The organism is Mesorhizobium sp. B2-5-4 (genome assembly GCF_006441095.1).
Taxonomy (GTDB): Bacteria; Pseudomonadota; Alphaproteobacteria; order Rhizobiales; family Rhizobiaceae; genus Mesorhizobium; species Mesorhizobium salmacidum.
Genome location: NZ_VFUR01000023.1, coordinates 1 through 12,541, shown reverse-complemented (window position 1 = coordinate 12,541; position 12,541 = coordinate 1). Strand labels below are relative to the sequence as shown.

At 63.6% G+C, this 12,541-nt stretch carries 11 protein-coding genes; 6 read left to right on the top strand and 5 right to left on the bottom strand.

What is annotated here, in order from left to right; genetic code table 11:
* Positions 1 to 18: 18 nt before the first annotated feature.
* Positions 19 to 774, bottom strand: a complete 756-nt coding sequence (locus tag FJ492_RS23870; protein ID WP_140772584.1) for an SDR family oxidoreductase — start codon at positions 772 to 774, stop codon at positions 19 to 21.
* A gap of 77 nt (positions 775 to 851) precedes the next feature.
* Between FJ492_RS23870 and FJ492_RS23865 the strand changes: the two genes are divergently transcribed.
* From FJ492_RS23865 to FJ492_RS23855, 3 genes are all read left to right on the top strand, one after another.
* A complete protein-coding gene (locus FJ492_RS23865; RefSeq protein ID WP_140772582.1) occupies positions 852 to 1,796 on the top strand; it encodes a 2-hydroxyacid dehydrogenase in 945 nt (314 codons plus the stop codon).
* Positions 1,797 to 1,869: 73 nt separating this feature from the next.
* The gene (locus tag FJ492_RS23860; RefSeq protein WP_140772580.1) at positions 1,870 to 2,904 is read left to right on the top strand and encodes an L-idonate 5-dehydrogenase; all 1,035 of its coding nucleotides are present in this window, start codon (positions 1,870 to 1,872) and stop codon (positions 2,902 to 2,904) included.
* A gap of 47 nt (positions 2,905 to 2,951) precedes the next feature.
* On the top strand, positions 2,952 to 3,971 hold the full coding sequence (locus tag FJ492_RS23855) for a LacI family DNA-binding transcriptional regulator (RefSeq protein ID WP_181166740.1): 1,020 nt from the start codon (positions 2,952 to 2,954) through the stop codon (positions 3,969 to 3,971).
* A gap of 70 nt (positions 3,972 to 4,041) precedes the next feature.
* Here FJ492_RS23855 and FJ492_RS23850 read toward each other — a convergent pair whose 3' ends face one another.
* The 3 genes from FJ492_RS23850 to FJ492_RS23840 are packed head-to-tail and all read right to left on the bottom strand — an operon-like array spanning position 4,042 to position 7,732.
* On the bottom strand, positions 4,042 to 5,139 hold the full coding sequence (locus tag FJ492_RS23850) for a substrate-binding domain-containing protein (RefSeq protein WP_140772578.1): 1,098 nt from the start codon (positions 5,137 to 5,139) through the stop codon (positions 4,042 to 4,044).
* Positions 5,140 to 5,152: 13 nt separating this feature from the next.
* Complete coding sequence (locus FJ492_RS23845) at positions 5,153 to 6,229, bottom strand: ABC transporter permease (protein ID WP_140772576.1); 1,077 nt, start codon at positions 6,227 to 6,229, stop codon at positions 5,153 to 5,155.
* A gap of 9 nt (positions 6,230 to 6,238) precedes the next feature.
* Entirely contained in the window at positions 6,239 to 7,732 is a 1,494-nt protein-coding gene (locus tag FJ492_RS23840) for a sugar ABC transporter ATP-binding protein (protein ID WP_140714437.1), read from the bottom strand.
* A gap of 133 nt (positions 7,733 to 7,865) precedes the next feature.
* On the opposite strand from FJ492_RS23840, the gene FJ492_RS23835 reads away from it, so the two are divergent.
* Complete coding sequence (locus FJ492_RS23835; protein ID WP_140772573.1) at positions 7,866 to 8,789, top strand: SMP-30/gluconolactonase/LRE family protein; 924 nt, start codon at positions 7,866 to 7,868, stop codon at positions 8,787 to 8,789.
* A gap of 30 nt (positions 8,790 to 8,819) precedes the next feature.
* Here the strand turns inward: FJ492_RS23835 and iolD are convergent, their stop codons facing one another.
* Entirely contained in the window at positions 8,820 to 10,661 is a 1,842-nt protein-coding gene (gene iolD, locus FJ492_RS23830) for a 3D-(3,5/4)-trihydroxycyclohexane-1,2-dione acylhydrolase (decyclizing) (protein ID WP_140714440.1), read from the bottom strand.
* Positions 10,662 to 10,696: 35 nt separating this feature from the next.
* Here iolD and FJ492_RS23825 point away from each other — a divergent pair, with 35 nt between their 5' ends.
* Both FJ492_RS23825 and FJ492_RS23820 read left to right on the top strand, forming a co-directional pair.
* Positions 10,697 to 11,731, top strand: a complete 1,035-nt coding sequence (locus tag FJ492_RS23825) for a MurR/RpiR family transcriptional regulator (protein ID WP_246672771.1) — start codon at positions 10,697 to 10,699, stop codon at positions 11,729 to 11,731.
* 391 nt (positions 11,732 to 12,122) lie between these two features.
* Positions 12,123 to 12,541 (top strand): substrate-binding domain-containing protein (locus tag FJ492_RS23820; protein ID WP_140772571.1); only part of this gene is annotated, 419 nt, incomplete at its 3' end.

The following is a 12,541-nucleotide window of genomic DNA, read 5'->3' as shown; positions in this document are numbered from 1 at the left end:
ACTATGCGCGGCGGCCCGTCAGATCGAAGCTGTGATGCCGCCATCGACATAGAGAATGTGTCCGTTGACAAAGGATGACGCGTCGGAGGCCAGGAAGACGCAGGCGCCGACCAGTTCCTCGACCTTGCCCCAGCGGCCGGCCGGCGTGCGCTTTTCGAGCCAGGCGCTGAAGGCCGGGTCGGCGACGAGTGCCGCGTTGAGCGGCGTCTCGAAATAGCCCGGCGCGATCGCATTGCATTGCAAGCCATGTTTTGCCCAGTCGGTCGCCATGCCCTTGGTCAGGTTGCCGACCGCGCCCTTGGTCGCCGTGTAGGGCGCTATGCCCGGCCGGGCGAGTGCCGTCTGCACGCTGGCGATGTTGATGATCTTGCCGCGACCGCGCTTGATCATGTGCCGGGCCACCGCCTGGCCGACATGGAAGACGCTGGCGACATTGGTCTGCAGCAGGCGTTCGAACGCATCGGCGGGAAAATCCTCCAGCGGCGTGCGGAACTGCATGCCGGCATTGTTGACGAGAACGTCGATCGGCTCGCTGGCTTGCTCGAAGGCGTCGATTGCGGCCCTGACGGCGTCGTGGTCGGTCGCGTCGAAGGCAAGCGTCGCAGCGCCTGGAATCTGCCCAGCCGCAACCGTGAGCTTCGCCTCGTCACGGCCGTTGAGCACCACTCTGGCGCCGGCCTCGGCTAGCCCTTTGGCCAAAGCAAATCCAATGCCCTGAGAGGAGCCGGTCACGAGCGCGGTGCGCCCGCCGAGATTGAACAGATTGGATGACATTTTCCGATTGCCTCTTGTCGCCGAGCGTCTTATGTTATCGATAACATCATCTGTCAAGTCAAGTGGAGAGAATAGCGATGCAGCGGCCTCACATCCTTCAGGTTGGACCCTATCCGGCATGGGACGAGGAGCCGCTCAACGAAGCCTTCACGGTGCACCGCTATTTCGCGGCCGACGACAAGCAGGCTTTCCTCGCCGGGATCGGACCGCAGGTGCGCGGCATAGCCACGCGTGGCGAGCTCGGCGCGAACCGCGCCATGATCGAGGCTTGCCCTTCGCTTGAGGTTGTTTCCGTCTACGGCGTCGGTTTCGATGCGGTCGATCTCGCGGCATGCCGGGAGCGCGGCGTGCGCGTCACCAACACGCCGGACGTGCTGACCAACGACGTCGCCGATCTCGGCATCGCCATGATGCTGTGCCAGTCGCGCGGCATGATCGGTGCCGAGCGCTGGGTGCGCGATGGCAGCTGGGCGAAGGGGCTTTACCCGCTGAAGCGCCGCGTCTGGGGCCGGCGGGCCGGCGTGCTCGGACTCGGCCGCATCGGCTACGAGGTGGCCAAGCGCCTCGCCGGCTTCGGCATGGACATCGCCTACAGCGACGTCGCGCCGAAGGATTTCGCCCCGGATTGGACGTTCGTCGCCGATCCGGTCGAGCTGGCGAGGCGTTCGGACTTCCTGTTCGTGACGCTTGCCGCGTCGGCCGCGACGCGCCACATCGTCAACAAGGATGTGCTTGCGGCACTCGGCGAGGACGGCATGCTGATCAACATCTCGCGCGCCTCCAACATCGACGAGGACGCGTTGCTCGATGCGCTCGAGACGAAGGTTCTGGGCTCCGCCGCGCTCGACGTGTTCGAAGGCGAGCCGAAACTCAATCCGCGCTTCCTGGCGCTCGACAATGTGCTGCTGCAGCCGCACCATGCGTCGGGCACCATCGAAACGCGCAAGGCGATGGGCAAACTGGTGCGCGACAATCTTGCCGCCCATTTCGCTGGCCAGCCATTGCTCACGCCGGTGCTCTAGGCTTGTCTTACGCAGATTCGGACGGAAAACCGCTGCACATTGTTCCTGGAATTGCCCGAGGAGTTCACTGACCATGAAGTCGATCGTCATCCACGCCGCGAAGGACCTGCGCATCGAGGACCGTCCGGTCGAGGCGCCGGGCCAGGGGCAGGTGCTGTTGCGTCTCGCCGCCGGCGGCATATGCGGCAGCGACCTGCACTACTACAATCATGGCGGCTTCGGAACGGTGCGCCTGAAAGAGCCGATGATTCTCGGCCATGAGGTCTCCGGCGTTATCGAAAAGCTCGGCCCCGGCGTCGACGGACTGCGGCCTGGCCAGCTGGTCGCGGTCTCGCCGTCGCGGCCCTGCTACAGCTGCCGCTACTGCCGCGAAGGGATGCACAACCAGTGCCTCAACATGCGCTTCTACGGCAGCGCCATGCCATTTCCGCACATCCAGGGCGCGTTCCGCGAAATGCTGGTCGCGGACGCGCTGCAATGCGTTCCGGCCGACGGATTGAGCGCCGGCGAGGCGGCGATGGCCGAACCGCTGGCGGTTTGTCTCCACGCCACACGCCGGGCCGGCGAGATACTCGGCAAGCGCGTGCTGGTGACCGGCTGCGGACCGATCGGCCTCTTGTCGATCCTCAGCGCGCGACGCGCCGGCGCGGCCGAAATCGTTGCCGTCGACATCACCGACTTCACCCTGGCGATGGCAATGCGCGCCGGCGCCGACAAGACCATCAACACAAACGCCGATCCGGAAGGGCTGGCGCCGTATCTCGCTGACAAGGGGACGTTCGACATCCTCTATGAATGCTCGGGTGCCGCGGCGGCACTGGCGCAGGGCATCGCGGCGCTGCGTCCTCGCGGTACCATCGTCCAGCTCGGCCTCGGTGGTGCCGAGATGGCGCTGCCGATGTCGGCAGTGACCGCTAAGGAACTGACGATCAACGGCTCGTTCCGCTTCCACCCCGAATTCGCCGTCGGGGTCGAGCTGATGCGCAAGGGACTGATCGACGTCAAGCCGCTGATCACCCACACCGTGGCCTGCGACGAGGCCTTGTCCGGCTTCGAACTTGCCAATGACCGCAGCCGGGCGATAAAGGTTCAGATCGTCTTCGCATAAGCATCGCGGCGCGTTGCATTCCGCAGTGATATCGATAACGTACGGCGATGCAGCCTTCGCCCAAGCGCCCGACCATGGCCGATGTCGCGCATCGCGCCAACGTCTCTACGATGACGGTGTCGCGCGCCTTCAAGAGCGACGCGTCGGTGAGCGCCGACACGCGCGACCGCATCCTGCAGGCGGCGGAAGAGCTCGGCTATGTCTTCGACAGTATCGCCGCCAACCTGTCGTCGCGCCGCTCCGGTTTCGTGGCGGTGACGATCCCTTCGATCAACAACGCCAACTTCGCCGACACGGTGCGCGGCATGACCGAGGGCCTGCGTGACAGCGGGCTGGAAATCCTGCTTGGCTTCACCGACTACAATGTCGAGGAGGAGGAGCGCCTGGTCGGCCAGTTGCTGAGGCGGCGGCCGGAAGCAATCATCGTCACCGGCGGCCGGCACACGCCGCGCTGCCGCAAGATGCTGGAGAATGCCGGCGTGCCGGTGGTGGAGACCTGGGACCTGCCGGCTGATCCGATCGGTCACGTCGTCGGCTTCTCCAACGCCGCGGCCGGACGGCTGATGGTCGATCATTTCATTCAGCGCGGCTACTCGAGGCTCGGCTTCATCGGCGGCGACACGTCGCGCGACACGCGCGGCCTCGACCGCCGGCGCGGCTTCGTCGCGGCGCTACAGGACCGCGGCCTCGACGCCTCGCGCGTTATCGCCTCCGGCGTGCCGCCGATCTCGATGCGCGAGGGCGCCACCGCCATGGTCGAGATGATCTCGCGCTGGCCGGACACGCAAGCCGTGATGTGCGTGTCGGATCTTTCGGCTTTCGGCGCGCTGATGGAATGCGTGAGGCGCGGCATCCGCGTTCCCGACGACGTCGCGATCGCCGGTTTTGGCGCCTATGACCTCGCCGAACAGTCGGTGCCTTCGATCACCACGATCGATGTCGGCGCGCACGAGATCGGCATCCGCGTCGCCGAACTGGTGCTCGACCTGCTCAACGGGCGCCGCGCGGCCGACGACCGGGTGGTGGTCGGCATGACACCCCACGTGATCGTGCGCCATACGGCCTGAGTGGCCGACAGCAAAAGGAACGGCCGGCGGGATAACCGCCGGCCGTTGCCCGGTTACCGCCCTGTCGAGCTTACTTGCCCCAGATTTTCTTGTATTGGTCGCGGTAGCCGTTGCCCGGATCGAAGCGGTTGTCCGGGCCGCCGTCGAACTCGACATTGTCCGACGTCACAACGTGCAGCGGCGAGATGTAACCCGACCATTTCTCGCCGGCCATGCCGCGGTTGAGCTCGTCGACGAGCTGCCAGCCCTGCAGGTTCAGCGGCTCGGCCACCGTCACCTTCTGGAACTGGCCGGAGCGGATGCGCTGGTAGGCGGATTCGGAACCGTCACCGGCGGCTACGCTGATCGGCGCGTCGGTGCCGGATTTGCCGGCGGCCGCCAGCGACGGGCCCATGAAGTCGAAATAGAGATCGTTGATCGCCAGCGAATGGGTCCAGGCATCGCCGTATTTCTGCAGGAGCGAGGTGGTGAGCTGCGGCATGCGCTGCGAGGTCTCGGCAATGGGCGTGTCGACATATTCGAGCACCTTGCCGCCGAGATCCTCGATCTCCTTCTTCATTCGGTCCGCCTTGGCGATAGCGATCTGGTAGGTGGAATCGGTGAAGATGATGACGCCGGGCTTGCCCTTGGCGTCGACGAGGGCCCAGTCGGCCGCCGCCTTCGACACTTCCATCGGATCGGTCGAGACGTTGGCGATGATGCCGAGATCGTCGATCGGACCGACCGTCGGCGCCGCATGCCATGCCGCCATCGGGATCTTGGCCGCCTTGGCCTGCTCCATGGCCGGCTTCTGCTCGACGGCGTCGAAGCCGTTGATGATGATGCCGTCGGGGTTGAGCGCCAGCGCCTGGCCGAAGGCCGCGGTGCGGCCACCGATCGAGCCGGCGCCGTCAAGCGTCTTGACCGTCCAGCCGAGGGCCGCCGCCGCTTCCTCGACACCCTTGGTGACGCCGAGGATGCCGCCGTTCTTCATGTCGGCGCCGAGCACGACGATGGTCTTGCCAGCGGCGCCTTTTGGCCCCGTGGTCGGACCGTCCCATTTCTCGACCTTGCTGGCGTATTTGTCGACGACGGCCTTGGCGTCGGCCATTGGGTCGGCAAGGGTCGGCGAGGCGATGCCGAGCGCCAGGCAGGCGACGCCAAGCTGAAGGACTGATCTGCGATCCATGTTTCTTCTCCCATTATGCATTGTCATTTGTCTTTGTTGGTTGGCTGGCGAGTGGTTGGCTGGTCCTCGGCGGCAGGACCGCGCCGCGGCGGCGTTGCGCGTAGCCGGCGATGCCGATCGCCACGAGCAGGGTGACGCCGTTGAACAGCGGCTCGACCCAGAACGAGCCGCCGAACTGCTGGATGCCGGAAATGCCGGCGGCGAGGATGACGACCCCGATGATCGTGCCCCAGACATTGACGCGGCCGGGTTTGATGGTGGTCGATCCCAGGAAGGCGCCGACCAGCGCCGGCAATAGATATTCAAGGCCGACGCTGGCCTGGCCGATGCGGAGCTTGGAGGCGAGCAGCACGCCGCCAAGCGCCGTCAGCGCGCCCGAGGCGACGAACGCGCCCATGACGAATTTCTGCACCGGTATGCCGTTGAGCGCTGCAGCCTTGGGATTGGCACCGATGGCGTAGAGGTAGCGGCCGATCGGCATGTATTCGAGCACAAGCCACATCACCAGTGCCAGGACGATCACGTAGTAGCCAGTGATCGGCAGGCCGAACAGCATCGTCCCGTTGAGGGCGAGGAAGCCTTCGGGAAGCACGCCGACGACCTGCCGGCCGCCCGTGTACCACATCGCGAGTGCATAGAGCACGGTGCCGGTGCCGAGCGTGGCGATGAAGGAATCGATGCGTGCCACCTCGACCAGCAGGCCGTTGATGAAGCCGGTGACGACGCCGAGCAGCAGGACGATCAGCACCGCGATCGGCCAGGGGATGCCGAAGGCGGTCTGCAGGCTGATGGCCAGGATATGCCAGAGCACGATGCCGTAGCCGACCGTCAGGTCGATGCGGCCCGAAGCCATGGGGATCATCGCCGCCAGCGACAGCAAGGCGATGATCGCCTTGTCGGAGACGATGGAACGCAAATTGAGCAGCGTCGGGAAGGTGCGCGGCAGGAGCAGCGAGAACAGCAGGATGAGCAGCAGCGTCAGGATCGGCAGGCCGTAGACCGGCAGGTAGCGCGCCGCCCTCTGGCCAAAGCTGAGCCCGGAGAGTTCCGAGCGGGTCGGCTCCAGCGCAGTCGATTTGATCGAGTTCATGGACACTCCTCAGGCGGCTTCGGACACGGAGGCGGCATGGATAAGCGCCGCCGTCGTCAAGGCATCGCCGGCCAGTTCGCGCACGACGCGGTTGTGCGAGAAGACGAGCGCGCGATGGCAGATATGCGCTACTTCCTCGAAATCGGTGGAAACGACGACGACCGCCAGCCCGGCTTCGACAGCTGCCGCGATCAGCCGATAGATTTCGGCCTTGGCGCCGACATCGACACCCGCCGTCGGATCCTCGGCGATCAGCAGCTTGCGACCCGTCGCCAGCCAGCGGCCGACGACCACCTTCTGCTGATTGCCGCCGGATAGCGCCTCGATCGGCAGGTGCGGGTCGTTCGGCCGCAGCCCGAGCCGGGTACCGAGCTCCTGCGTCAGTTCGCTTTCCCGCGCCGGCGTCATGAAGGAGAAAAGCCCGCGGCCGACGGCGGACGGGTTGAGATACATGTTTTCGCGCACGGACAGCGACAGCGCTACCGACTCCTCGGTGCGGTCGCGCGCAATCAAGCCGACACCGGCGGCAAGGGCCGCACCGACCGAGGACAGGTCGAGGCGTTTGCCGTCGAGTAATACAGTGCCGTCGAAAGGCTCGGCGCCGAACAGCGCGCGGCCGACGGCCTCCTGTCCAGCACCACGCAGGCCAACCAGTCCCAGAAGTTCGCCAGACCGCGCCTCGAAGTGGACCGGTCCGACATTGCCGCAGCGCAAATCCTCGACCTTCAGCCGCTCGGGTCCGTCCTGCCAGCGCGACTTGGCGAACATCTGGTGCGCCGGGCGGCCGACGATGAGATCGACCAGTTCCTGCGGCGTCGTCTCGGCGACCGGCTTGACCGCCACCATGCGGCCGTCCCGCATGACGGCGACCCGATCGGCGATGCGGAACACTTCATCCAGGCGGTGCGAGACATAGATCATGCCGACGCCGCGCTCGCGCAACGGTCGCAGTGCCTGGAACAGGCGTTCGACCTCATCCGCGGGCAAGCTTGCCGTCGGCTCGTCGAGTACCAGCACGTCGGCTTCGGTAGCGAGCGCGCGGGCGATGGCAACCAGCGATTTCTCGGTGCGCGAAAGATCCTGGACGCGCGTCGCCGGATCGAAGGCGCAGCCGACCAGGGCCAGGGCGCTCTCGGCACGACGCTCGGTGTCGCGCCAGTCGATCAGGCCCGAGCGGCGCGAGAAACCCTGCGCCATGCCGACATTCTCGGCCACCGTCATCCATTCGATGAGGCCGAGATCCTGATGGATGAAGGCGACCTTTTGCGGCAGGTTGGGGCGAGGCGGGCGGTGATGATAGTCCTCGCCGCGAAAGCGGATCGCGCCCTGGTCGCGCTTGTAGATGCCGGCCAGCGTCTTGATAAGAGTCGATTTGCCGGCGCCGTTCTCGCCCAGCAGCGCAACGATCTCACCCTCGTGGATGTCGAGCGAGACCGACTTCAACGCCAGCGTGCCCCCGAAGCGCTTGGAGATGTCGATGAATTCTATGAGCTTGGGCCGCATCCATGGCCCTCCCAAGCCAAACAAACGGATCTGAATTGGCACTGATGTTATCGCTAACATTTTTGCGGGTCAAGTCTTGAAAATGGCTCGCCCCGAAGACTATCGATAGCTCCGGTTTCGCGGAGGATGAAGCATGTTCGGAGACACAGAGGGCACTGGCTTCGAGGTTCTCGACGAGCGGTTCGAGAGCTGTTTCGTCGGCCATGTGGCGGTCGAGCGGCTGTGGACGGGCGGGCGCTGGCTGGAAGGTCCGGCATGGTTCGCGGCCGGGCGGTATCTGATTTTCTCGGACATCCCGAACGACCGCATCATGCGATACGACGATACCAACGGCGTGGTCTCAGTGTTTCGTGCGCCCTCCAGCAACGCCAACGGCAACACAGTCGACACGGAAGGGCGGCTGGTTACCTGCGAGCATCGCGCGCGACGCGTCACCCGCACCGAGCATGACGGATCGATCACGGTGATCGCCGACCGTTTCGAAGGCAAGCGGCTGAACTCGCCAAACGACGTGGTGGTGCGATCGGACGGCACTGTGTGGTTTTCCGATCCGCCCTATGGCATCGCGACCGACTATGAGGGCGACCGCTCCGAGCAGGAGATCGAGGGCTGCCACGTCTACCGCGCCGACCCCCTAACGGGCGAGGTGGCGCGCGTCGTCTCGACGATGGCCAAGCCAAACGGTCTCGCCTTCTCGCCGGACGAGGCCATCCTCTATGTCGGCGACACCGGCATCACGCACCAGAAGGACGGGCCGCGGCACATCCGCAAGTTCGCCGTCGAAGGTGCGACGCTCGGGGAACTCGGCGTTTTCGTCACCTGCAGCGCTGGCCTGTTCGACGGGTTCAGGGTGGATACGGCCGGGCGTGTGTGGGCGGGCGCCGGCGACGGCATCCACTGCTTCGATCCCGACGGCACGCTGATCGGCAAGATCCGTATTCCGGAGACAGTGGCGAACCTCACCTTCGGCGGCGCCAAGCGCAACCGCCTGTTCATCACTGCGCGGCAGTCGCTCTATTCGGTGTTTGTCGTCGCCAATGCGGCAGCACGAGCGTGAGTTGGAAGAGAGGGATGTTTTGCGATGAAGTCAGACGCCTACGCGCTGCTTCCTGCGAGCTTGAGCCTGTTCCGCATGCGCTTCCCGCACCTGCGGCCTGGCGCTTACCTCGGGCACACCCACGTCCCACCAGGCGTCGCCTGGTGTCCAGGTGAAACCATCGGACACCAGCGTGATGACCGTCGTCCGGTCCGTTCCGAGTGCCCAATCGACGGCTTGCGGGAGGTCCGCGAGGCTGTCGACACGCCGGGTGAGCGCGCCCATCGATTCGGCGTGCTTCACAAAATCGACGCTGAACGGCTCCTTGACACGGCAATCCTTGATCAGGTTGTTGAAGGACGCCGCGCCCTTGGCATTCTGGAGACGATTGATGACGGCGTAGCCGCCATTGTCGCAGACGATCACCACCATCTTATGGCCCGACAGGACCGTGGAATAAATGTCCGAGTTCATCATCATGTAGGTGCCGTCACCGATCATCACGATCGGGGTTCGCGTGGGATCGGCCAGCGCGGCGCCCCAGCCGGCGGCAATCTCGTAACCCATGCACGAGAAGCCGAATTCACAGTCGAACGTATTGGGCGACTTGACGCGCCAGTTCTTCATGACCTCGCCCGGGAGGCCGCCCGCGGCCGTGATGACCAGGTCGCGCTCGCCTGCGCGTTCATTCACTATGCCGATGACCTGGGCGTAGCTGGGAACGGGCTGGTTGGTCGGCTGCTGATACCCGTCCAGCGCCTTGTTCCACTTGGCGAACTCTATTCGGCCCTTCTCGGTCCATTCGCGTGGTGCTTGCCACTGTGCGAGTGACTGCCCCAATTCGCTGAGCGTGGCGAGAGCATCGCCTACCACGGCCAAGGCACGATGCTTGGTCGCGTCCCAGCGGGCAGCGTTGATGGAAATGAATTTGGCGTCCGTTGCGAAAGCGCTCCAGGAGCCGGTGGTGAAGTCCATCAGCCGCGTGCCGACGGCAACGATCACGTCCGCTGAAGCGGCAAGCGCGTTAGCCGAGGTTGAGCCGACGATGCCGATTGGGCCGACATAAGCAGGATGATTGTGGCTTACGGTACTTTTGCCGGCAATCGTCTCACACAACGGAATGCCGTGGATGAGGGCCAGGTCGGCCAACACCTGCTCGGCGCCGGAGTAACGGGTGCCGCCGCCAGAAATGATCAGCGGGCGCTTGGCTGCCTTCAGCAGCTTCACTGCTTCCGCCAGCCGATTGGCGTCGGGGCGCGGTCGCGGGATCGCGTGCACCGTCTCCGCGAAGAATTCCTCTGGGTAGTCCCAAGCCATCTCCTGGACATCCTGCGGCAGTGCGATGAATGCCGGACCGCAATCGGCAGGATCCAACATTGTGGCTACTGCCTGGGGGAGGGAGGAGATTATGCCTTCAGGATGGACGATGCGGTCCCAATAGCGGGTCACCGCCTTGAAGGCGTCGTTGACATTGATGGTCGGATTGCCGAAGTGTTCGACCTGCTGCATGACTGGGTCAGGGCGGCGATTGATGAAAGTATCGCCAGAGAGCATCAGCACCGGCAGACGGTTCGAATGGGCGACACCGGCGGCGGTGACCATGTTGAGGGCGCCGGGGCCGATCGACGTCGCGGCCACCATGATCTGGCGGCGGCGCTTGGCTTTAGCGAAACCGATTGCCGCGAGAGCCATCGACTGCTCGTTTTGCCCGCGCCAGGTTGGCAACCGATCCTGGACCGCTTCCAGCGCTTCCGATAGGCAGGTGACGTTGCCGTGCCCGAAGATGGCGAAGACGCCCGGAAAGAGCGGAACTCTCTCCCCGTCGACGATAGTGAATTGATTGCAAAGATAGCGGACCAGGGCTTGCGCCATGGTCAGACGGACGACTGACATTTGATTCCTCCGGGCATCGCGGCAACTCATGCCGAATGATGAATTCAATTCTTATTGCAAATTTTGATTTTTTGCAAGCGCCATTGCAGAAGGTAACGCAGACTCGGACCACCGGTTTTCAACGTGTAATTTCAACACTGGTAAACCAAGGGCAAAAAAGCCATCATGCAACGAAAATTGCAAGGATGTCGGTCGTGGAAGAGAAAGTCAAAGCCCCAAAGGACTACGAGGAACTCATCCGCTTGATCCACGATCGGTATGAGCAGATGAGTAAGTCATACCAGAAGATAGCGTTGTATCTCACGCAGAACCCGAATGATGTCGCGGTGCGATCCGTGAACGCGATCGCTGAAAGCAGCGGCGTTCACGCATCGAGCTTCGTGCGCTTTGGCCAGGCACTGGGCTATGAGGGTTTCAAGGATCTGCAAACCCTTTTCCAGAAGCGATTGTCCACCGCGGCGCCCGGCTTTGAGGCGCGCATCAAGGCGCTGGAGACGGAACTGGGGGCGCGAACCGACCGCAGCGAATTCGCTTTGATGCACGATCTGGTGGTCCGTGACATCGCCTCGCTGCAGGAGATGCTGACAGCTATCCCGCCGGAGGACTTGGCCGAAGCGGTCAATCTTCTGGAGAAAGCCGACGTCATATATTTGATCGGGCAATTGCGCTCGGCGCCAGTGGTGGAACTCCTGCGCTACATATTGACGATGCTGGGTAAGCGATGCACGTTGCTGGACCCTGGCGGCGGGCTGGCCACGCACATGGCTCGTGCGATCCGCCCGCAGGATGTGCTTTTCGCGGTGTCGTTTCGCTTCTATGCAAACGAGGTCGTGAATGTTGTGGAGGAGGTTGCCAGCAGGGGCATTCCCATCGTGGCGATTTCGGACAGCACCCTGTCGCCGCTGACCAAGGGCGCACGCGTGCTTTTTGCTGTCCCAGAGCACGAATACACGTTTTCAAGATCGCTCGCGGCCCCGATGTGCCTTGCTCAGGCGCTAACCGTGGCGCTGGCGGCGCGCTTGCAGAACAACGGCATTGACCCGCGTATCCCGATAGTCACCGGGCAATAGCCCTCTTACCTCGCCGGTCGGCTTCCAGTCCTATTTTTGCCCCTTACCATGGCAGAGATACACGCGGTGGCAGCATAAGTTCAATTGCAGAGCAGGCAGACAATGCGCTCTGCTCTCGCAATGAATTTTGCAGATCGGTTCTCTCCTAAAAGAAAATTGAAAGCGAATTGACTCACAGTTCGTTGCAGAATATGCATGATCTGCAATTATCGTTGCGGATCGATCTAAGGAGCACCGCTGGCTTAAGCGCGGGGCAATCCTTTTCTTTTGCCATCGAATATCGGGATAGTGGCTTCAAGACCGTAATGAGAGGCGGAGAGATTCCCCGGGGAGATCGGGGATTCCGGTTCAATCGGTGCAGCCGGACACCAATAGGTGGAGGAGTGACACAATGAAGAAACTGATTTTGGGCGTCGCCTTCGCGGCGCTGATGAGTTCATCGGCCATGGCCGCCAAGATCGGCGTCTCGATGGCCAAGTTCGACGACAATTTTCTCACCGTGCTGCGCAACGGCATGATCGAGCAGGCCAAGGGCATGAGCGGCGTCGAGCTGCAGGTCGAGGACGCACAGAACGACGTCGCCAAACAGCTCGACCAGATCAAGAACTTCGCCGCTTCGGGCGTCGATGCCATCATCGTCAACCCGGTCGACACCTCGGCCACCCAGGCGATGTCGGATGCGGCCGCCGCGGCCAAGATTCCGCTGGTCTATGTCAACCGCGAACCGGTCAACGTCGACAAGCTGCCCGACAACCAGGCCTTTGTCGCTTCCAACGAAGCTGATTCCGGCACGCTCGAAACCAAGGAAGT